The following is a 20,428-nucleotide window of genomic DNA, read 5'->3' as shown; positions in this document are numbered from 1 at the left end:
GACATTCGACGAGGGCCGGCGCTTCGGACACGGGGCGCTCCTTCGGAAGGCTGTCACTGCGTCGTGGTGGTCGGGGTGGTGGCCCTCCAGTGGCTCTCCCCCGGAGGAAGGCCGTCCCCGGGGGACGGCCTTCGGCGCGTGGCCTTCAGGCGGTGCCGAGGGCTTGCCGGGCCAGGATCAGTTGGGAGATTCGGTGCTGCCTTCGATCACTTCGCCGCGCATGAGTCCTCTCTTCCGCGTCCTGGCCCCGAGCGAGGGTGTCGTCCGAAGTTTCACCCGGTCGCATCCGGGTTGTTGGCGAGGTGCGCGTACTTCATGTGTTTCCGCTGTGAATATGTCGGTATTCCCTTCCTGGGGTACTCGACAGGAGACGACTGGCCATGGCAGCGAAACGCACAGCGGTCCTCGCGATACTCACGGGCGCGGCCCTCCTCATGGCGGGCGCGACGGCCACCGAGTCCCTGCGTCCGGCGGCTGCCGGGAGCGGCGACACCACCGTTACGGCCCGCACCGACACCGGCCTCGTCCGGGGCATGAGAACGGCCACTCACACCGTCTACCAGGGCATTCCCTACGCGGGCCCGCCCAGGGGAGCCCACCGCTGGGCCGCCCCGCGCCCGGTCCGTCCCTGGGCCGGCGTACGGGACGCGACGAAGCCGGGGCCGCTCTGTCCCCAGGTCGCCTCGGCCTACGCGGACGTGTCGAGCCTGGAGGAGGACTGTCTGGTCCTCAATGTCACCACGGGCGCCTCGACCGCCGCGCGGCGCCCCGCGCCCGTCGTGGTGTGGATCCACGGCGACGGAGCTGTGGGCGCGGGCGCGTTCTTCGACGCTCGGCGCCTCGCCGACCGCGGCACGGTCGTGGTCACCATCAACTACCGGCTCGGAGTCTTCGGCGGCTTCGCCTACCCGGGCCTGGAGGGCTCCGGGACGTTCGCCCTGCAGGACCAGCAGGCGGCGCTGCGGTGGGTCCGGCGCAATGCCGCCGCGTTCGGCGGTGACCCCGGCAACGTGACGGTGGCCGGTTCCTCCTTCGGTGCCGCAGCCATCAGCGGCCACCTCACATCGCCTGACGCACGGGGACTGTTCCACCGGGCCATCCTGGCCAGCGGCGAGGGAATGATGGACATGTCGGCGGGGGCGATGGGGGAGGGCGTGCCGGCCTATCCGCACTACACCTGGCGCACGGAGCGGGAGTCGCGGGACACAGGTGTCGCGATGACGTCGTCCCTGGGCTGCGCCGGCCCCGACCCGCGTCGGGCGCTGCGGTGCCTGCGCGCGCTGCCGGTGAAGAAGGTGCTGGAGGTCCCGAACATCATGAACGCCTTCCAGGCGTTCGCCTACGGCAACGAGGTGCTTCCCGAGCTCCCGGAGGCGGTACTGGAGCAAGGACGTTTCCCCCGTATCCCGTTGATGTCGGGGGCCACGCTGGACGAGCACCGCCTGTTCGTCGGGATGGCCCACGACGCGATCGGCTCCCCGTTCACCGCCGCCCAGTACGCCGCCGCTCTCGGTACCGCCTTCGGCCGGGACGCGGACACGGTGGCCGAGCGCTACCCGGTCACCGCCTTCCCCTCGCCGGCCCTGGCCTGGTCCACCGTGGTGACCGACAGGATGTGGGCCCTTGGCACCTACGCCCAGGCGACCGCTTTCGGACGCCACGCCCCCACGTACGCCTACGAGTTCGCCGACCGGGACACCCCGATGTACCTCCCCCTCCCCGGAACCTTCGACTTCGGCGCCTACCACGCGGGCGACACGCCGTACATCTTCGAGGACCCTGACGCGCAGGAGCACTTCACCGCAGCGCAGGTACGTCTGTCCGACATCATGACCGACTACTGGGCACAGTTCGCCCGTACCGGCACACCGAACCGGCCGGGGCTTCCAGGATGGTCCCCGTTCGACCCGGCGGACGCCGTGCCGCACACCCAGTCCCTGGCGCCGGACAGGGTCGGGCCGGTCGACTATGCCGCGAGACACCGGCTCGATTTCTGGCGCCGCCTCGCCGAACAGGGGACGTCGTCGGCATCCCGGCCCGCCCAGGGCAAGGGCCCGGTCTCGTGACCGTCCCCGACGTCACCCATGACTGGGGTGTGCTCGAGGAGACGGTTGTGGGCCGGGTCATCGACTTCACCTTCCCGTCCGAGCTCGCCGCAGGAGTCCCCGCCCCCTTCGGCTTCCTCCCCGAGCGTACGAGGCAGAACATGCCCCGATGGGCAGGAAAGCCCTGGTCGGAGGCGGATCCGGAGGGCTACGGACGCTGCGTCGAGCAGGTCGAGGAACTGGCACGCTTCCTCACCGCCCGCGGCGTGAGGGTGCACCGTCCACGGGTACCCAGCGAGAACGAACTGGACGTGTACGGCGGCGGCTTCAGTATGCAGACCTTCGTACGCGATCCGATGATCGTCATCGGCGACCGGGTCATCGAGGCAGCGCTCCGCCTGCCGGCCCGCTTCAAGGAACGTTTCGGCCTGCGTCCCGTCATCGAGGAAGCGGAGGCGCGCGGGGCTCGCTGCTCGGTCATGCCACCGCCGGCGCCCGTATCGGTGGAGAAGCTCCCCACGGCCGTAGGGCCCTTCCTGGAGGGCGGAGACGTGCTGCCCATGGGCCGTGACATCCTCCATTCGACGCCGCACTGGTGCGGCTCGGCGATGAGGCGTTCGAAGCCCTCACCGGCGACGGCTGAGGGCCGAACCGCGGTCCGCGCCGGCTCAGACGCCGGAGGGTACTTCCGCCTTCTCGGGGGGACCCGTCCGCTCCCCTCCGTCCGCAGCCAGCCTGCGGTTGCGGCGGACGGAGGACCAGAAGGACCCGGCGATGAGCAAGACACCGATGAGGCCGGTGACCACCTCGGGGATCTGGTAGCGGATGGAGATCATGAGGATCACGGCCAGCGCGCCGATCGCATAGTGCGCGCCGTGCTCCAGGTAGACGTAGTCGTCGAGGGTGCCCTGGCGGACCAGGTAGACCGTCAGAGAACGGACGTACATGGCGCCGATTCCGAGGCCGAGCGACATCAGGACGATGTCATTGGTGATCGCGAAGGCGGCGATGACGCCGTCGAAGGAGAAGGACGCGTCCAGGACCTCCAGGTAAAGGAACATGAAGAACGCGGCCTTGCCCGCCATCAAGACCACCGGGACCTTCTTGCCGCTCCTCCTGGCCTCTTCCTCGGCCTCGTGCTCGCGCTCCTCTTCCTCCTCCAGCTTGTTCTCGAAGTAGCCGGAGAGACCGCCGACGACGAGGTACGTGATGAGGCCGAAGACGCCCGAGAGGAGGACCGTCGACGCCTTGTCGACATGCAGGCCGCCGTGCTGGTGGGCCTGGGTCGCGAACGTCATGGCACTGATCGCGAGGACGATCAGGGCGATACAGACGGACACCATGTCGATCTTGCCGAACTTGGCCAGCGGGCGCTCCAGCCAGCCGAGCCACTTGATGTCCCGGTCCTCGAAGATGAACTCGAGGAAGATCATCAGCAGGAACATACCGCCGAAGGCCGCGATCGACGGGTGGGCGTCGGTGACGAGCTGCTCGTAACGCTCGGCATCGTTGATCGCGAGATCGACGGCCTCGATGGGGCCCACCTTGGCACTGATCGCCACGATCACGACGGGGAAGACCAACCTCATGCCGAAGACGGCGATGAGCACACCGATGGTGAGGAAGATCCTCTGCCAGAAGGCGTTCATCTTCTTCAGGATCCCCGCGTTGACCACGGCGTTGTCGAAGGACACCGAGATCTCGAGGATCGACAGGATCGCCACGACCCCGAAGGCCGCCCACCCCCCGTACAGCACCGCCACGACGAGGCCGAGCGCGGTCACCGCGAACGACCAGCCGAACGTCTTCAGAATCACTGTCCACCCCATCATCTGTGCGGGGCTCCCCCGCGGGCCGCACCTGGCTTTACCGAACACTGATCGGAGTTTAGAGCGAAACCTCGACACCCTGACACGTACAGGCCAAGCCCTCACGGGCCTCCACCGCTGATGACTGACCAACGCCGTGCCCGCACACCTCACTTGAAAGCGCACCAGCCACCGGGCGTCCTTGCAAGCCACTCTCCACGCCCCCACGTTGCCGCCGGCGACGGAGGCTGTGATCGAAAGAGGTCAGGAGCGGCGCCGCCGCGCCCGCCGACCAGAACGGGCCGTCACCGCCCGAATCACCGAACTCGCGGCGCAGCCGGGGAACTTACGGCCGCACTGACTCACGCTCACCGAACCGACCTCGCCGAGGCCCCCGGGAACCGCCCCGCCCGGTCAGGCGTCGGTAAGGATTCGGCACACGAGTCGGCTGTCCTCACAGCCGTTCGACGCATCTGAGATGAATCGGGGAACCTGTGCGCATCACCGCAACGGCACGAAGAGTCCGCAGGGCTCTGGCGACCTTCGCCGCTACCGCCGCTCTCGTCGGCGCCGGAACCGTCGCCGGCGCCTCCAGCGCCTCGGCCGCCACCACCTGGCAGGCGATGGACAAGGTCTGCACGTCGTACACCGACCTCGACGGCGTCACGTCGATGGGGCAGATCTGCGCCGAGGTACAGAAGCGCGTCACCGACACCGGCTCGGTCACCGGCTGGCGGGGCAGGGTGATCCTCTCCCCCGTCGGCGGCTACGGGATGAAGCCGACCACCTATCACTGGTACACCGGCTCACCCCTCGCCCAGGTCTGCACGGGCGGCTGCGGCATGAAGACCACCGCATGGACCTCCGGCTGGTCCTCGGTCCAGACCCTCGGCTCCGGGCCCTACAAGGTGCAGGGGGAGTTCAGCAACGGCAGTTCCTGGGACCTGCACGCCTCCTGGGGCGCGTGGCAGACGGCCGCCGAGAAGTGCGCCACGTACGCGGTCGGCAAGGTGTGCGTGCGGTACCAGGTACGTCACTACCGCGAGACCCCCCAGGAGCGCAGCCTGCTCAACTACACACCGGCCGGCGGCGGCCACATCATCCCTCAGTCGATCAAGGTCGGATCCGTCATCGACGGCGTCAGCACGTCCAAGACCCTCGGTCTCTGCGACCCGTCGTGCACCAAGCGGACGAAGTCCTACTCCGCGACGGTGGCCCGGACCACGCCCAACCCCGCCGGCACCAACGAGTACTACGCCAGCGGCACCTTCAAACGGCCCAACGGCGCGACGTCGACGCTGAAGGCGGCGATCACGGGCTGACCCGGCACGACCGCCGGCATACGGCGGAGCCGCGACGGGCCCGGGGAGACTTCCGGGCCCGCCGCGGCTCACGGCTTTGCGTGCGTACGGCTGTCAGCCCGCGAAGCAGAGCGGCTGGCCGCCGGTGAAGGCGAAGCAGGAGACCTGACGGGAGGTCGTGCCGGTGCGGCCGCCCCGGTCCGTGACGGTCAGCTGCGCGGTGTAGGTGCGCTGGGCGGACGGGTAGCGGTGGGTGACGGTGGCGCCGGAGCCGGTCGCGCCGTCGCCGAACTTCCAGGCGTACGAGGCGATGTCTCCGTCCGGGTCGCTGGAGGCGGAGGCGTCGAAGGAGCAGTCTCCGTACCAGCAGGAGAGCGCGAAGGAGGCGGTCGGGGCCTGGCCGGGCGAGGGCTCGGTGGTGCCGGCGGTGACCTGCTTGGTCAGGGTGCCGCTCTCGCCGCTGTCGTCGGTGACGGTGAGCTTGACGGCGTAGGTGCCGGCCTTGGTGTAGGTGTGGGACGGCTTCGCGCCCTCGCCCTCGGTTCCGTCGCCGAAGTCCCAGGCGTAGGAGGCGATGCCACCGTCCGGGTCGGTGGAGCCGGACGCGTCGAAGGCGCAGGCCGGGGTGGTCGTGGAGCACTGGGCGGTGAACGCGGCGACCGGCTTGCCGGGTTCGGACGGGCCGCCGCCGAGGTCGGACACGTCCAGCAGCCTGTTCGGGGAGGAGGAGCCGGGGTTGGTGACGACGCCGGAGAGGGCGTTGTTCACCAGGGCGTCCCGTACCTGCTGCGGGGTGGCGTCCGGGTGGGCGGAGAGATGGATCGCCGCCGCGCCCGCGGCATGCGGGGTGGCCATCGACGTGCCGCTCATGGTCTGGGTGCCGCCGCCCATCCGCGTGGAGACGATGGAGCCTCCGGGGGCGAACAGGTCCAGACAGCGGCCGTAGTTGGAGAAGCTGGAGCGGCCGTCGTTGCTGTCGGTGGAGCCGAGGGTGATGGCCGCGGGCAGCCGTGCGGGGCTGGTGTTGCAGGCGTCCCGGTTGTCGTTGCCCGCGGCGACCGCGACCGGGATCCCGGCGTTGATCGCGCCCTGGACCGCGTCGTCCATGGCCCGGTCGATGCCGCCGCCGAGCGACAGGTTGGCGACGGCCGGCTTCTGGGCGTTCCGGACGACCCAGTCCATGCCCGCGACGATCTGCGAAGTCGAGCCAGTGCCCTGGCAGTTGAGTACCCGGACGCCGACGAGCTTCGCCTTCTTGGCGACGCCGTAGCTCTTGCCGCCGACCGTGCCGGCGACGTGCGTGCCGTGCCCCTGGCAGTCGGCGGAGTCGGCGTCGTTGTCGATGAAGTCGTACCCCGAGGACGCCCGGCCCTCGAAGTCGGTGTGCTGGCGGTAGAGGCCGGTGTCCACGATGTACGCGGTCACGCCCTCGCCCTCGTTGGGATAGGCGTACGAGGAGTCCTTGACGCCGTCGACCCGGTCGAGGCCCCAGGAGGGCGGGTTGGGCTGGGTTCCGGTGGCCCGGACCTCGGCGTCGGCCTGGACGTAGCGGACGCCGGGCTGGGCCGCCAGCTTCCGGGCCTGGGCGGCGGTCGCCTTGAGCGCGAAGCCTTTGAAGGCGGTGGAGTACACGGTGCGCACCGTGCCACCGTGCTCCGCGACCAGGTCGGCGGCGGCCGTGTTCGCGGCGATCGAGGGCGCGTCGTCGAGGGCCACGATGTACCGGCCGGGTATGGCCTCGGCCCGGTCCGCGCCGAGGACGCGGCCCTCGGCGGGCGGGACCGGGGCGGTCGCCCCGTGGGCGGGGGCGGTTCCGGCGAGTCCGAGCGCCATGGTCGCGGCGGCCGCGGTGCACAGTGCGCCGAGAAGGCGCGGTCTGCTGGTTGTGCGCATGATCTGGTTGCTCCCTTGGCTCCGTGTGATGGGGAACCGTGCCGGGCCGCCGAGAGTTGGGGAGGGCGGCCCGGCGCGGGTGACACAGGAGCCGCCGCTCCGGGCTGGGGCGTGGGGCAGGGTATGTGCCCGGTGCGACGACGGGGGCAACTCTCCGGTCCCGCCCGGGCCGGAACAATCCGTACGGCACTGCGTAGCGCTACCTATTCAATGGCCCCCGTACGCCCGGAATCAACCGGGCCGCCATCCAGGGCGCCATCCGGGGCGCCATCCGGGGTGGCCTCCCGCACCTCTCCGCGGACGGAGACGTTCAGCTTCCGGAGCACCTTCGCGACGTGCTGTTCCACGGTGCGCGGCGACAGGAACAACACGTCGGCGATCTCCCGGTTGGTGTGTCCCGTCGCCACCAGGCGGGCGACGTCCCGTTCGCGCGGGGAGAGTTCGTTGCCGTATCCCCTGCGCCCCCGCCGGGGCCCGGGCGGAGCTCCCGCGCCCCGTTCCCGCAGGGCGCTGCGGCAGCGCGCCGCGTCCCGTACGGCACCCAGCGCCTCGAAGCGCGCGGCGGCCGCGCGCAGTCGCTCCACCTCTCCTTCGGCGGCCCGCTCCGCGCACAGCGCCGCCGGGTACGGGGCCGGGAGCGCCGCGTACTGTTCGGCGGCGCGGGAGTGGTCTCCCCGGCAGGCGGCGAGCGCGGCCCGTGCGGCGGGCGCGTCCCGGTCACCGAGCCCGGCGGTGAACTCGGCGAGCACGTCATGTGCTTCGGGGGCCCGGTCCGCCCGGCGGTACGCCGTCAGCGCGGCCGGAACCAGCTCCGCGGCCCAGCCCCAGACGCCCTTGCGGCGGATCCGGCCCAGGGCCCGCGCGGCTTCCGCGCACGCCTCGTCGCTCTCGCCCCGCTCCAGCCGGATCCGTACGGCGGCGGCCGACGCGGCGGCGAGTACGGGAGCCGGGGCGTTGACGGGGTCCCCGAGCGCCGCCGCGTCCAGGTGCTCCAGCGCCGCGTCCCACTCCCCGCGCACCTCGGCGAGCAGCCCGAGGACGAGGTGGGCGTCGGACGCGATGCCCGAGACGCCGGGTGCGTCGGCCAGGACCGTACGGGCTCGCTCGGCCAGTCCCCGCCAGGCGCCGCGCGTCCAGGCCATGCGCAGGGCGGTGCCCTCGATGATGCCGCTGAGGAAGGGCGCTCCGGCCGCTCCGGCCAGTCGCACTCCCTCGTCCCGGAAGCGTTCGGCGTCGGCGGACCGGCCCATCCAGGCGAAGGCGTCGGCCGCGTTGGCGCACATCCGGGCCAGTTCGACGCGTTCGGCCGCGCTCCGCCCGTCGGCGAGGAGCTTCTCGGCTTCCCCGCGCACCGTGTCGCCGTCGCCGAGGCAGACCCGCAGCGTCAGATGGTTGCCCCGCACCGCGATCCGCAGCGCGCGGTCACCGTGCCGGGCGGCGAGTTCCTCGGCCCGTTCGGCCCAGTGCGCGTGGACGGTGACGGGGTGCTCGCCCCACACCGGCATGGCGAGGCCCGCCATGGCGCGGGCGGCCAGCTCGGGGCGTTCGTGCAGCTCGTCCACGGCCAGCTCGGTGTCCAGGCGGCCCTGTTCGTGCCGGCCCGCCTGGTTGTTGAGCAGCAGCCCCAGGTTGAGCCGGATCTCCCCCCTTACGGCGTCCGGTAGTTCGGCCGAAGCGGCCGAGGACACGACGCGGCGCAGCAGCCGGCTGGAACGCCGGTGGGCCAGCCCGAAGAGGGCCGCCCGGCTGAGGCGCACCGCGAGCCGCGCCCGGTCTGCCTCCGGGAGACGGGGGTCGTCCAGGAGCCCCTCGTAGAGCTCGACGGCGAGCGCCGCGTCACCGAGCTTCCGGGCTGATTCGGCGGCCTGTTCGGCATACGTCCGCCAGGCGGTCAGGTCGCCTGCCTTACGGGTGTGGTGGGCGAGCTGGACCAGGGGCGGGGGCTCCTGGGCGGCCAGCACGGCGGTGGCGCGCCGGTGGAGTCGGCGTCGGTCCGGTCTCAGAAGTCCCTCGTAGACGGCCTGTTGGGCCAGCCCGTGCCGGAATCCGTAGCGGTCCTCCCCGCAATCGTGGAGCACGCCCGCGCGCAGGGCCTCGCGCAGGGCGTCGGCAGCCTCTTCTCCGTGCTGGCCCGCCACCGCGCCGATCAGCTCCTCGGCGGCAGGCACCCTCAGTACGGCGGCGGCGTGCACGGCGGCCGCCGCCGGCTCCGAGAGGCCCGCCACCCGCTCGGTCATGGCGTCGCGCAGGAGGAGGGGCACCGCCCCCTGGGACCCGTCGAGTTCACCTGGTTCCTCCAGAACGAATTCGAGGACGAAGGGGATGCCGGCCGTCCGTTCGTGCAGCCGGCGCGCCGTGACGGCGGGGACGTCACGGCCGGTCAGCGCCGCCGTGAGGGTCCTGACTCCGGCGACGTCGAGCGGGCTCAGCGGGAGGACCACCGAGGTGACTCCCGGCGGGTGCCGATAGGCCCGGCCCAGGGGCAGGGCCCCGCTCCTGAGATCCTCGCGGCGGTAGCTGAGGACGGTGGACAGGCCCGGCGGCGGGTCGTCGGCCAGGAAGCGGAGGAGGTCCCGGGTGCCGTCGTCGGCCCAGTGCAGATCCTCCACGACGAGGACCACCGGGGACACCGCCGCGAGCAGGGCGCGCACGGCCCGGAAGAGACGGTGGGCCGCCGCCTGCGGATCGAGCAACAGGTCAGGATCGGGCGGTAGTTGACCGGCTAGCTCGGGGAGGTAGGGGCGCAGGGCCCCGCAGACCGGGTTGAGCCGCTCGGGGACCGTGCCCTCCAGGGTGCGCAGGACGTCGAAGACGGGACCGTACGGGAAGGGCTCGCGCAGCGGCGGGCAGGCCCCGGCGAGAACCCGGGCGCCGGGCGGGCGGCCGGGGCCGGACACCGGGTGCCCGACGGCCTCCCGGATCAGCCGGGTCTTGCCCACGCCCGCCTCGCCCTCGATCAGGGCGACCGACGGCGGGTGGGCCATCGCGTCGAGCAGGGCGTGCAGTTCTCCGGTCCGTCCGACCAGCACCAACGCGGACTCCCCTGATGGCGGCGGCAGATGTCGGCGAAACTACCCCCGGCCGACGGGGCCGTCCAGCGGCACCCCGACATCCCGGCGTCCGGCACCCGGCACCCGGCACCCGGCATCCGGCATCCGGCGTGAACCTCGTGCCCCCGGGGCACGTACCCCTGACCGAAGTGACCGAGCCGGAAAGACCGACAAGAAGACCGACGAAGGGAATGCCGCGATGAGCGCAACGCAGGAGCGCCGGAGCCTCCCCGGACGCCGCACGATCGTCGCAGCGGTGGGAGCGGCCGGAGCGGCCGCCGCCCTCACCGCGTGCGGCGGATCGGACGGATCGGACGGATCCGACGGTTCGGGAGGTTCGGACGCGGTCGAGCAGCCCGGGAACGGCGGCGGGAAGGGTGGAGAGGTGCTCGCCGCGACCGCGGACATCCCGGAGGGCGGCGGGGTGGTCTTCGCCGCGCAGAAGGTCGTGGTGACCCAGCCGCAGCCGGGCGAGTTCAAGGCGTTCTCGTCCACGTGCACGCATCAGGGCTGCGCGGTCAAGGACGTCTCGGACGGCAGGATCACGTGCCCCTGCCACAACTCCACGTTCGACGCCGCCACGGGCAGCCCGACCGGCGGGCCCGCCACGCAACCGCTGCCCGCACGCGAGATCACCGTCGAGGGCGACTCGATCAGGCTGGCATAGCCGCTCCCCCTCCCGTCCCCCGCCTGGCCGGTCGCTTCCAGCCGCCGAGTACGGCGTCCGTGGTGGTGACGGTAGCGACGAGGACGAGCGTGTTGCGGACCATCGCGGGGGTGTACTCGGCGGGCACCCCCGCGATGGCGTCGGCCGGTACGACGGCCGTGTAGCCGAGGTTGACCGCGTCGAAGACGGCGTTGGGGATCGCGATGTTGGCCGAGACGCCGGTGACGACGAGCGTCCGGCAGCCGAGGTTGCGCAGCAGCGGGTCGACGTCGGTGCCGGCCAGCGGCGAGAGGCCGTGCAGCCGGCGGACGACGAGGTCCTCGTCGGCCACCTCGATGGGGGCCGCGACCCGGACGGCTGTGCTGCCGGTGTGCTGCTGGACGGGCAGCCGGGCGGCGGCGCGGAAGAGCCGGGCGTTCCGGTTGCCGCCGCGACCGTCGGGCCGGCTCTCGGCGACCGCGTGCATCACCTGGACTCCGCTTCCGTGGGCGGCGGCGACGAGACGGGCGATGTTGTCGAGGGCGCCGGACGAGCGGGCTGCGGCGGCGAGTTCGGGCAGGGCGCTGTCCGGTCCCACGACGCCCTGCTGGCACTCGACGGTCAGCAGGACGGTGGTGGCGGGGTCGAGCAGCTCGGTGAGCCGCTCCTGTGATGACCTCGACGGCACGGGCGCTCCTCCCTTTCCGGTGTCCGCCACCCAGGAGGACGGGGTCCTGCGGACGGACCCTCGCGGACCGACTCCCGCGGACCGACTTCTGTGAACGGACCGGGCGCGCGAGAGTAGCGGCCATTGCGTCATGAAGGAAGAGCGTCCATGATTCCCGACGTCCCGTCAGATCCCATGAGAGGGCGGCCATGACCGACACCCAGCGACGAGGCCGCCGGATCATGATGACACCCGGGGAGCGTGACGCCTATCTCGGCGAACAGCGCACCTGCCGGGTGGCGACGCTCGGCCCCGACGGCGCCCCGCACGTCGGGGCCCTGTGGTTCGTCTGGGACGGTGGCTCCCTCTGGCTGTACTCCATCACGCGCAGCCTGCGCTGGTCCCAGCTGCGCGGGGACTCCAGGATCGCCGTGGTCGTGGACGACGGCGAGGGGTACGAGGAGCTGCGCGGTGTGGAGCTCACCGGCCGGGCGGAGTTCGTCGGCGAGGCGCCCCGCACGGGCGAGCCCTGCCCCGAACTCATGGAGCCGGAGCGGCTGTTCCCCGTGAAGTACTTCGGCATGACGGAGATGCCGCACGACGGACGGCACGCCTGGCTGCGGCTGACCCCGAAGACGATCACTTCCTGGGACTTCCGCAAGCTCGCCGATCTCGCCTGAGCTCCCGTCCGCGGCCGCCACGGCCCCGGCCCCGGCCCCGGCCCCCGGGGATCATCCGGCGCCCGGGGCTCGTTGACCGTCCGCCACCCCACCCACACCAGCCCCCGCAGCCCGCAGCGCCTTCACCGCGGCGCGGACCGACGGCCGGCGGTCCGCGTCCGTGCGCCAGACCGCGTGGACGTGCCGCCGCATGGTCTGCCGCACCGGCACCAGCCGCACGCCTTCGGGGACCGGGCCGCGCCCCAGCCGAGGAGCCACACAGACACCGAACCCGGCCGCGACCAGGGCGAGTTGCGTGTGGTGCTCGCCCGCCAGATGGGCGATACGGGGCTCGATGCCCCGGGAGCGCAGAGTGAACACCAGCCACTCGTAACAGAATTCGCCCTCGGGCCAGGACACCCACGGGTCGTCCGCGAAGTCCTCCAGCTCCACCTCGTCACGGTCCGCCAGCGGATGTCCGGCCGGCATGGCGATGTCCGGTGCGTCGTCGAGGAGTTCGGCCTGGGCCAGCCCGCCGGGCACGGGCAGCCGCTTGTTGCTCCAGTCGAGCACGACGGCCAGGTCGACGTCGCCGCGGAGAACCGCGCGCAGTCCCTGTTCGGGCTCCAGCTCCCGGGTGGGGACGGTGAGATCGGGGTGGTCCGCGCGCAGGGCGGTGAGCATCGCGGGGAACAGCCCGCGGGCCGCCGTCGGGAAGGCGCAGATCCGTACCTCGCCGACGACCTCGCCGCGCTGTGCCTCGATGTCGGACTGGGCCAGCTCCACCTGCGACAGGATCCGCGCGGCGTGGTCCGCGAGCAGCCGGCCGGCGTCGGTGAGCCGGACGCCTCGGCCGTATCTGGCGAGCAGCCGCTGCCCGACCTCACGCTCCAGCTTCGCCAGCTGCTGCGAGACCGCCGACGTCGTGACGTGCAGCCCGTCGGCCGCCCCGGTCACCGAGCCGTGCCGGGCGAGGGCGTCCAGCGTGCGCAGCCGCTCCAGGTTCAACATGTAAGCGATGCTACGCGAACGGGCACAGAAGGATTCGCTTGTCCTACGACGTCATCCTCGTCAGGGTTGACCTCATGAGCGCTCCCTGCGAGCCGAGGGTCACGGCCCCGGCGTCAGCACCTCCCCCGCGACCTCCCCAGCCCGCCCCGATCGCGCCCGCCGCGCGGCGCCCCGCCCTCGACTGGCGGATCCGGTTCGCGGGGCTCTCGCTCATCTGGGGCTTCAGCTTTCTGCTGATCAAGGTCGGGACCGAGGGCTACGCCCCGTTCCAGGTCACCTTCGGCCGGCTGCTGGCCGGTACGGCGGTGCTGGTCGCCGCCATGGCGCTGCGCCGGGAGCGGCTGCCGCGCTCCGCCCGGACCTGGGGGCACCTCACGGTCGCGGCGTTCCTCCTCAACGCGCTGCCGTTCTCGCTCTTCTCCTACGCGGAGCTGACGATCCCCTCGACGCTGGCCGGGATCTGTAACGCGACCTCGCCGCTGTGGGGCATGGCGCTCTCGGTGATCGCCCTGTCGGAGGACCGCCCGACCCGCCGACGGGTGGGCGGTCTCGGCGTCGGCTTCCTCGGCGTCCTCACGGTGCTGGGCGCCTGGCAGGGCTTCTCCGGCCTGGACCTGCCGGGTACGGGCATGGCGCTGCTCGCCTCGTTCTGCTATCCGGTCGGCTGGATCTACGTGCGCCGCACCCTGGCCGGGACCGGGTCGTCGACGCTGGCGCTGACGGGCAGCCAGCTCTTCCTCGGTACGTTGCAACTGGCCGTGGTGACACCGCTGTTCACCTCGGCGCCGACGTCCTTTCCGCTGCTCCCGACGGTCTCGGTGCTCGCCCTGGGCGCGCTGGGCACGGGCCTCGCCGTCCTGCTCCAGTACGGACTGGTCCAGGAGGTCGGTCCGACGACGGCTCAGATGGTCACGTACTTCATCCCGGTGATCGCGACGGCGGCAGGCGTCGCGCTGCTCGGCGAACAGCTGAGCTGGAACACCCCGGTCGGGGCGCTGATCATCCTCGCCGGGGCGGCCCTCACCCAGAGCCGGGCCCGCCCTGCCGCCGCCCCACCCGAGCCCGCGAAAGCTCTCGTCGCCACCCCACCGGAGCCCGCGATCGTTCCGGTCGCCACCCCACCGGAGCCCGCGATCGTTCCGGTCGCCACCCCACCGGAGCCCGCGGCGGACCGCGCCGTGCCGCCGGACGCGGACGCCGCCGGTCTCAGCCGTAGCTGACCGGCCGTGCGGGACCCGCGGCCGCGGCCACCGCGTCCGCCAGGGGCCCGATGTCCGCCGCGGCCAGCGGGGAGACGGTGAGCCGCACGCCTTGGGGCGTGTCCAGCCGGAAGCGTGCGCCCGGGGCCGCCGCCCAGCCCGCGTGGAGCAGCCGGGCGACAGCCCCGGTCTCGTCGCTCACGGGGACCCACACGTTCATACCGCTGCGGCCCCGGGCGCTCACGCCGCGCTCCGCCAGCGCGTGGATGAGCGCGTCCCTGCGGTCCCCGTAGGAGCGGGACACCGCCCGGGTGTCGACGGCGCCCGAGGTCCACAGCTGGAGCACGGCGCGCTGGAGCAGCCGGCTGACCCAGCCGGGCCCGAGCCGCTGCCGCCCCGCCACCCGGTCGACCGTGACGGCGTCCCCGGTGAGCGTGGCGACCCGCAGATCGGGGCCGTACGCCTTGGCCGCCGAGCGGATGAACGCCCAGTGGGCCGTCACCCCGGCCAGCGGGTGCAGCGGCAGGTCCACGATGGCGTGCCCGTGGTCGTCCTCGATCAGCAGCACGTCCGGGTGGCGCCCGAGGACCGCGCGCAGCTCCCGGGCGCGCGGCGCGTCCAGGGACGCGCCGGTCGGGTTCTGCGCCCGGTCGGTGACGACGAGGGCCCGCGCCCCGGCCCGCAGCGCCCGCTCCACATCCGCGGGCAGCGGACCGGAGTCGTCCACACCGACCGGCACGGCGCGCAGCCCGAGCGCCGGTACGAGGTCGAGCACGCTGCCCCAGCCAGGGTCCTCCACCGCCACCGCGTCGCCCGGCTTCAGGTGCGCCGCGAGCACCCGCTCGATCGCGTCCAGCGCTCCGGACGTCACGGCGACCGGCCCGGCGGGTACCCCGTCGGCGTCCATCAGAGCGCGGGCGTACGCGGCGAACTCCGCGACCACCGCGGCCTGCCCGTACAGACCATGGCTCTCCGCGTCGGCCGCGGCGGCCGCCGCCAGCGCCGGCCCGAGGTCGGGCAGCAACTCCGGATCGGGATTGCCCTCGCCGAGGTCCCGTACGCCCGGGGGCGCTTCGATCCGCAGGGATCCGCGCGACGTGCTGGCCGGGGCCGGACGTACCCGACTCCCCCGTCGGCCCGCCGTCTCGATCACACCGCGCTCGCGCAGCGTCCGATAGGCGGCGGCCACGGTATTGGGGTTGACCTCCAGACGCGCGGCCAACTCCCGCATGGGGGGCAGCACCTGGCCCGGCGGAAGGTCTCCGGAGCCGACCCCGCGCTCCACACTGGCGGCAATCTCCGCTGCGCGCCGCCCACTGATCCGATACTCTCCTAGCACAAACAATAGTATGCACTAGTGCAATGGAGTCAGCAAATGCAGCACACCGCAACGCCCGACGACACGGGCTCCGGCGTCGCCGCCCCCTACCTGCCCACCGACCGCACGGTGCCCACCCGGTCCAAGGAGCGCGCCTCCTACGACCGCGAGCTGGTCCACTCCATCCTCGACGAGGCCTACCTCTGCCACCTGGGTTTCGTGCGCGACGGTGCCCCGGTCGTCCTGCCGACCCTCTTCGGCAGGATAGGAGAGCGGCTGTACGTCCACGGTTCGACGGGCTCGCGACCGCTGCGGTCGGCGGGGAGCGCCGACCCGGGGCTGCCGGTCTGCCTGACGGTCACCCATGTCGACGCCCTCGTGCTGGCCAGGTCCGCCTTCCACCACTCGCTGAACTACCGCTCGGTGGTGGTGCACGGCACGGCCGTGACGGTGACCGACCCCGAGGAGCGCCGGCTCGCCCTGGACGCGATCGTGGAGCAGGTCGTGCCCGGCCGCTCCCACGACTCCCGGCCGGCCGACGCCAAGGAACTCGCCGCGACAGCGGTGATCCGGCTCGACCTGAACGAAGTGTCCGCGAAGGTCCGCACCGGCGGACCCAACGACGAGCCCGAGGACAGTGCCCTCCCCCACTGGACCGGCATCGTGCCGCTCACCCGGGGCTATGCGGCGCCGGTCCCCGCGGACGACATGGATCCGGCCATCGGCGTACCGGACTACCTGTCCACGCTCTGAAGGCCGATGGAGGCCGATGGAGGCCGCGGCAGCCGCGGCCTCAGACCTTATCGGGCCGGTCCCGTCACACCGCCGGCGCCTCCTTCCGGCGGGCCGCCGCCGCCACACGCGCCTCCGCGAGGGCCAGCCCGGCCACCGCGGTCAGCAGGAGCAGCGTGCCGAGGACCGTGGCCGCTGTCAGCCGCTCCCGCAGGACGGTCACCGCGATGACGGCCGCGCTCACCGGCTCCAGGAGCATGATCACGGAGACGGTGGCCGATCGGACGGCGGCCGCCCCGGCGAAGTACAGCGCGTAGGCGAGCGCCGTGGGGATCGCGGCCACATAGACCAGCAGCCACAGCACCTGCCCCGTCTCGGCGGTGTGCGGCACCAGCCCCTCGGCCATGGCCATGGGCAGCAGGCCCACCGCTCCGATGCCGAACGCCCAGGCGCTGGTGGTCAGCGCGTCACCGCCGCCGCCGTGCCGCCCGAGCCGGCGGGTGAGCAGCGTGATGGCCGCGTACCCGGAGGCGGACAGCAGCGCGAGCAGCACTCCGGCCGGCACGACGTCGCCGCCCTCGCCGCCCAGGACCAGCACGACGAGCCCGGTCAGCGCGCCGGTCACAGCGACGAGGCCGCCCCTGCCGAGGCGTTCTCCCAGCAGCAGACGCGCCCCGACGGCGATCAGGACGGGCCCGGCACCGAGCGTGACGACGGTGCCGACGGCAAGGCCGGTGACCTCGACCGCCGCGAAGTACGCGGTCTGGAACATGGTGAGACCGATGCCGGTACCGAGGATCCGGAGCAGCCGGCGCCGCCGGGGTTCGGGCTCCCGGGGCGCCCGGCGGGGGCGCAGGGCGAGCGCGCCGGCGAGCAGGAGGAGACCACCCACGCAGCGCCAGAAGGACAGGGCGAGAGGGCCGAGATCGCTGACCCGGAAGATCAGGGACGCCGCCGCACCGGCGGTGCCCCAGGCGACCCCGGCGACGACCAGATACAGCATGCTCCGCCCGACGGGCAGCGCGGAAGCAACGGGGATGGACATACGACTTCTCCAGAGGAGGACAGGGTGGCAGGTCGCTCGGCTCCGCACGCGGGCAGCGACGAGCCGCTCGGGGACTGCCCGAGCCCGGTCTTCGTCAGGAGTGGCCGCCCGCGCTAGGCGGCAGGCGGCGGCAGCACAGTCAGATGCATGGCCGTCACACTAATGCGGGGCCCGGCCGCCGGACAACTCACCCTCGACGGCCCCGGCCGCCGCGCCGGTGCCGACGCCGGAGGCGACGGGACCCGACGGGGGCTTCGGCGCGGCGGACTGGGCGATGAACGCGCCGGTCAGGACCACGAATCCGCCGATGAGCTGCGGCGCGGAGAGGTGCTCGCCGAGCAGCACCCAGGCCAGTCCGGTCGCGATGACCGCTTCGAGGCAGGCGACGACTCCGGCCACCTGGGGCGAGAGCAGCCGGACCGAGACGACCCCGGTGACGTACGCGAGCACGGTGGCGAGCAGCACGATCCAGCCCAGCAGCAGCCAGGCGGGAACCTCGTTGCCGTTCATGACCGCGCTGCCGCCGAGCAGCGACCAGTCCATGCCCCAGGGGCGGGCGACGACGGTGAGGACGGCCGCGCCGACGATCAGTCCGTACGCGATGACCCCGACGGGGTGCGGAGGCTCGGCGTGCTTGCCACCGCCGTCCCGGCCGTCCTGCCCGCCGTGGTCGGAGAGAACGAAGTAGCCGACCTGGCAGCAGGCCGCGCCGAGGGCGAGCAGCAGGCCGAGCAGGTCGAACTTGAGCCCGGACCAGACCTCGACGACACACGCCAGGCCGCCGACCGCCAGCACCACACCGACGGCGGCGGCCCGGGTGACGGGCCTGCGCTGCACGAAGCGGACCCAGCCGAGGACCAGCGCGGGCGCCAGGTATTCCACCAGGAGCGCCACACCGACCGGGATGCGGGAGATGGAGGCGAAGTAGAAGGCCTGGACCCCGGCCACCGCGAACAGGCCGAACCCGGCCAGCAACGCGGGGCGTTCCCGTACGAGATTCCGGTGACGCCAAGCGACCGGGAGCATGATGACGGCGGCGCCCGCGACGCGCAGCCAGACCACGTGCAGGGGGTCGAGCCCCGCCTCGATCAGCGGCTTGGCCGCCACTCCCGAACCGCCGAACGCGAAGGCCGAGACCAGTGCCAGGCCCAGCCCGGCACTTCTGCCCTGAAATCCCGAAGACGCTTGCATCGGCACATCATGGCAGCAGTAGACAGCACCGTCATCCCCGTGACACCTGTCGAGACGCCCCCGGCCGCGACCGCGTGAAGGCGGGGAGGTGAGGCATCGCCGTCACGGGGCGGCTCAAGCGTGTCGCGCTGCCTTGGCCGTGACCACGACCACCCGGTCCGCCAGCCACCGCGCGTCCACGCCCCCGCGGGCGAGCACCTCCACCGCACGGCACTCGATGTCGGTCGCCAGGGCGGCGAGCAGATCGAGGCCGGAGGCGCGCGCTTCGCCGCGCGACGCCGCACGGTACAGCGCGCCCTCCATCGCCGCGAGGGCCGAGGGCGACCAGCCGTCGACCGCCGGGTCACGCACCACCGGAATGGAGCCGGAGTCCTCGACGGAGCCCTGCCAGCGGAGCCCGTAACCAATGCTGCGCTGGACGAGGTAGCCGAGCACCTTGGCCAACTGCGGCCCACCGTCGAAGGCCTCGCGGACCTCGGGATCCGTCTCGATCAGCGAATGCAGGAGGTGGGCGGTGTCGATCTGCCGGTCACCGTCGCGCAGCGCGCGCCTGCGCGCACCGTTGAGCACCGCTGCCAGTTCCACGGTGAAGCGGGCATCGTTCTCGGCGTGGTTCGGTACGGGCTGGTCAGGCATGGGCGGCGTCCGGTTTTGCACACCTCTACCCCATCAGTCCCACAGCTGAAAGACATCCCCGGAACGGCCCATTGGGCATCCCACCGAAGTTGGGGACAGCGGAGCGGTCCGTCATCCTTGCGGATGAGATCGTGCCGAACGGCACAACCATGACGGTCCGGAGCGCGCGCCGCCTTGCATCTCACGCCCCCACGGCAACCGCAGGCCCCCGCGCGCACGTCCCCCACGCCACACGGACGCGGCGGGGGCGGGAGGGGAGGAAGGGTTGTTCTGGATGGTCGCGCTGCTCGCCCAGGACGGGCTGCAGTACGTCTACCGCGTGTACGCACCCGACGACGCCCTGCCCGCCGACCTCTTCTGGTCGGCCTTCCACTGCCACGACGAGGGCCCCCACCCCCGAGCGTCGGACAGGTTCGACGCCGCGGTGATCTGGCGGAACAGGCAGCCCCAACAAATCTGACGATTCATCAGCATTGAATGTTGACGCGGCCCCCGCTACCTTCCGCGACACCGGAACCGGACGAACCAGAGGTGGTCGCATGGCTGAAGTCAGCGCCGAGGCACGCATCGAGGCGCCCGCCGAGAAGGTCTGGGGCCGCCTGACGGACTTCTCGTCGTACGGGGAGTGGAACGCCACCCACACCAGCTTCCCCAGGGGCGGCCCGGCCGAGCTGGAGCTCGCGGCCACCTACGAGGAGAACATGAAGCTCATGGGCTTCCCCGCCGAGGTGCTCTGGACGGTCGACGGCCTGGAGGAAGGCCGTCTGCTGGCGACCCGGGGCAAGGGCCCGATGGGGGTCAACCTCGCCATGCGGTACTCCCTGACCCCGGAGGGCGACGCCACGACGATGCGCATCGACGGGGAGTTCACCGGTGCGGCGGTCTCCCTGATGGGCGGCAAGCTCAAGGACTCCGCGACGGCGGCGCTCCAGGAGTCGCTGCGCAAGCTCGCCGGGCTCGTCACCTCCTGACCACACCCACGGGCAGGCGAGAGGCCCCCCGGGGCCTCCCGCACCCGGCCCGCGAACGCGCTCGTCGCTCGTCGGCGAGGATCAGGCAGGGCTTCTTGCGCGCACCCGTACCGTTCCCCCGACCGAGTCGGCGGGCACCGTACGGGCGGTGAAAACCGTACGGGCGGCGATCCGATCTTCGGCGCTTCGGATCGCGGACGCCGGGGGGTACCGCCCCGTCCCACCCGTCCGAGCCCGGGCACGCCTTCCCGTGCCC

General features: G+C 72.5%; 17 protein-coding genes. 8 read left to right on the top strand and 9 right to left on the bottom strand.

Going from position 1 to position 20,428, the window contains the following annotated elements:
• Positions 1-380 precede the first annotated feature (380 nt).
• Positions 381-2,066: a carboxylesterase/lipase family protein gene (locus tag N7925_RS31495; protein WP_274345856.1), complete on the top strand. Its 1,686-nt coding sequence runs from the start codon at positions 381-383 to the stop codon at positions 2,064-2,066.
• Between the two features lie 647 nt (positions 2,067-2,713).
• Here the strand turns inward: N7925_RS31495 and N7925_RS31490 are convergent.
• Complete coding sequence (locus N7925_RS31490) at positions 2,714-3,862, bottom strand: DUF475 domain-containing protein (RefSeq protein ID WP_265602856.1); 1,149 nt, start codon at positions 3,860-3,862, stop codon at positions 2,714-2,716.
• Positions 3,863-4,347: 485 nt separating this feature from the next.
• Between N7925_RS31490 and N7925_RS31485 the strand changes: the two genes are divergently transcribed.
• Positions 4,348-5,175 (top strand): hypothetical protein, encoded by an 828-nt coding sequence (locus N7925_RS31485; RefSeq protein WP_274345855.1) that lies wholly within the window; start codon positions 4,348-4,350, stop codon positions 5,173-5,175.
• A gap of 93 nt (positions 5,176-5,268) precedes the next feature.
• Here the strand turns inward: N7925_RS31485 and N7925_RS31480 are convergent, their stop codons facing one another.
• Together N7925_RS31480 and N7925_RS31475 are read right to left on the bottom strand one after the other, a co-directional pair.
• Entirely contained in the window at positions 5,269-7,047 is a 1,779-nt protein-coding gene (locus N7925_RS31480) for a S8 family serine peptidase (RefSeq protein WP_274345854.1), read from the bottom strand.
• A gap of 203 nt (positions 7,048-7,250) precedes the next feature.
• The gene (locus tag N7925_RS31475) at positions 7,251-10,076 is read right to left on the bottom strand and encodes an ATP-binding protein (RefSeq protein WP_331618179.1); all 2,826 of its coding nucleotides are present in this window, start codon (positions 10,074-10,076) and stop codon (positions 7,251-7,253) included.
• Positions 10,077-10,296: 220 nt separating this feature from the next.
• On the opposite strand from N7925_RS31475, the gene N7925_RS31470 reads away from it, so the two are divergent.
• Positions 10,297-10,764 carry a Rieske (2Fe-2S) protein gene (locus tag N7925_RS31470; RefSeq protein ID WP_274345852.1) on the top strand — a complete coding sequence of 156 codons (468 nt, stop codon included), beginning with the start codon at positions 10,297-10,299 and terminating at the stop codon, positions 10,762-10,764.
• Here the strand turns inward: N7925_RS31470 and N7925_RS31465 are convergent.
• Positions 10,751-11,431: a cysteine hydrolase gene (locus N7925_RS31465; protein ID WP_274345851.1), complete on the bottom strand. Its 681-nt coding sequence runs from the start codon at positions 11,429-11,431 to the stop codon at positions 10,751-10,753. The two genes, N7925_RS31470 and N7925_RS31465, sit on opposite strands and share 14 nt — an antisense overlap.
• 188 nt (positions 11,432-11,619) lie before the next feature.
• On the opposite strand from N7925_RS31465, the gene N7925_RS31460 reads away from it, so the two are divergent.
• The gene (locus N7925_RS31460) at positions 11,620-12,090 is read left to right on the top strand and encodes a pyridoxamine 5'-phosphate oxidase family protein (protein ID WP_274345850.1); all 471 of its coding nucleotides are present in this window, start codon (positions 11,620-11,622) and stop codon (positions 12,088-12,090) included.
• A 51-nt stretch (positions 12,091-12,141) separates the two neighbouring features.
• Here N7925_RS31460 and N7925_RS31455 read toward each other — a convergent pair whose 3' ends face one another.
• Positions 12,142-13,080: a LysR family transcriptional regulator gene (locus N7925_RS31455; RefSeq protein ID WP_274345849.1), complete on the bottom strand. Its 939-nt coding sequence runs from the start codon at positions 13,078-13,080 to the stop codon at positions 12,142-12,144.
• Between the two features lie 74 nt (positions 13,081-13,154).
• On the opposite strand from N7925_RS31455, the gene N7925_RS31450 reads away from it, so the two are divergent.
• Positions 13,155-14,300: a DMT family transporter gene (locus N7925_RS31450; protein WP_274345848.1), complete on the top strand. Its 1,146-nt coding sequence runs from the start codon at positions 13,155-13,157 to the stop codon at positions 14,298-14,300.
• On the opposite strand, the gene N7925_RS31445 is transcribed toward N7925_RS31450, so the two are convergent.
• Complete coding sequence (locus N7925_RS31445) at positions 14,287-15,618, bottom strand: aminotransferase class I/II-fold pyridoxal phosphate-dependent enzyme (protein WP_265602847.1); 1,332 nt, start codon at positions 15,616-15,618, stop codon at positions 14,287-14,289. The two genes, N7925_RS31450 and N7925_RS31445, sit on opposite strands and share 14 nt — an antisense overlap.
• Positions 15,619-15,654: 36 nt before the next feature.
• Between N7925_RS31445 and N7925_RS31440 the strand changes: the two genes are divergently transcribed.
• Entirely contained in the window at positions 15,655-16,350 is a 696-nt protein-coding gene (locus N7925_RS31440) for a pyridoxamine 5'-phosphate oxidase family protein (protein ID WP_274345847.1), read from the top strand.
• Positions 16,351-16,414: 64 nt separating this feature from the next.
• Here the strand turns inward: N7925_RS31440 and N7925_RS31435 are convergent, their stop codons facing one another.
• The 3 genes from N7925_RS31435 to N7925_RS31425 form a co-directional block, all read right to left on the bottom strand.
• The gene (locus N7925_RS31435) at positions 16,415-17,374 is read right to left on the bottom strand and encodes a DMT family transporter (RefSeq protein WP_274345846.1); all 960 of its coding nucleotides are present in this window, start codon (positions 17,372-17,374) and stop codon (positions 16,415-16,417) included.
• 159 nt (positions 17,375-17,533) lie between these two features.
• Positions 17,534-18,565, bottom strand: a complete 1,032-nt coding sequence (locus tag N7925_RS31430) for an EamA family transporter (RefSeq protein WP_265602844.1) — start codon at positions 18,563-18,565, stop codon at positions 17,534-17,536.
• 114 nt (positions 18,566-18,679) lie between these two features.
• Entirely contained in the window at positions 18,680-19,222 is a 543-nt protein-coding gene (locus N7925_RS31425) for a peptidase (protein WP_274345845.1), read from the bottom strand.
• A 244-nt stretch (positions 19,223-19,466) separates the two neighbouring features.
• On the opposite strand from N7925_RS31425, the gene N7925_RS31420 reads away from it, so the two are divergent.
• On the top strand, positions 19,467-19,661 hold the full coding sequence (locus tag N7925_RS31420) for a hypothetical protein (protein WP_265602842.1): 195 nt from the start codon (positions 19,467-19,469) through the stop codon (positions 19,659-19,661).
• Between the two features lie 79 nt (positions 19,662-19,740).
• Entirely contained in the window at positions 19,741-20,172 is a 432-nt protein-coding gene (locus tag N7925_RS31415; protein WP_265602841.1) for a type II toxin-antitoxin system Rv0910 family toxin, read from the top strand.
• Positions 20,173-20,428 lie beyond the last annotated feature (256 nt).

This window comes from Streptomyces sp. CA-278952 (assembly GCF_028747205.1).
Classification (GTDB): Bacteria; Actinomycetota; Actinomycetes; order Streptomycetales; family Streptomycetaceae; genus Streptomyces.
The sequence above is the reverse complement of the archived record's forward strand: the minus strand, read 5'-3'. Positions and strand labels throughout refer to the sequence as shown.

What these genes read in the sequence shown, in the direction of transcription:
- N7925_RS31440 (WP_274345847.1), top strand. Translation starts at nt 15,655, where the DNA reads ATGCAGCACACCGCAACGCCCGACGACACGGGCTCCGGCGTCGCCGCC.
- N7925_RS31415 (WP_265602841.1), top strand. Translation starts at nt 19,741, where the DNA reads ATGGCTGAAGTCAGCGCCGAGGCACGCATCGAGGCGCCCGCCGAGAAG.
- N7925_RS31480 (WP_274345854.1), bottom strand. Translation starts at nt 7,047, where the DNA reads ATGCGCACAACCAGCAGACCGCGCCTTCTCGGCGCACTGTGCACCGCG.
- N7925_RS31430 (WP_265602844.1), bottom strand. Translation starts at nt 18,565, where the DNA reads ATGCAAGCGTCTTCGGGATTTCAGGGCAGAAGTGCCGGGCTGGGCCTG.
- N7925_RS31495 (WP_274345856.1), top strand. Translation starts at nt 381, where the DNA reads ATGGCAGCGAAACGCACAGCGGTCCTCGCGATACTCACGGGCGCGGCC.
- N7925_RS31435 (WP_274345846.1), bottom strand. Translation starts at nt 17,374, where the DNA reads ATGTCCATCCCCGTTGCTTCCGCGCTGCCCGTCGGGCGGAGCATGCTG.
- N7925_RS31450 (WP_274345848.1), top strand. Translation starts at nt 13,155, where the DNA reads ATGAGCGCTCCCTGCGAGCCGAGGGTCACGGCCCCGGCGTCAGCACCT.
- N7925_RS31470 (WP_274345852.1), top strand. Translation starts at nt 10,297, where the DNA reads ATGAGCGCAACGCAGGAGCGCCGGAGCCTCCCCGGACGCCGCACGATC.
- N7925_RS31460 (WP_274345850.1), top strand. Translation starts at nt 11,620, where the DNA reads ATGACCGACACCCAGCGACGAGGCCGCCGGATCATGATGACACCCGGG.
- N7925_RS31455 (WP_274345849.1), bottom strand. Translation starts at nt 13,080, where the DNA reads ATGTTGAACCTGGAGCGGCTGCGCACGCTGGACGCCCTCGCCCGGCAC.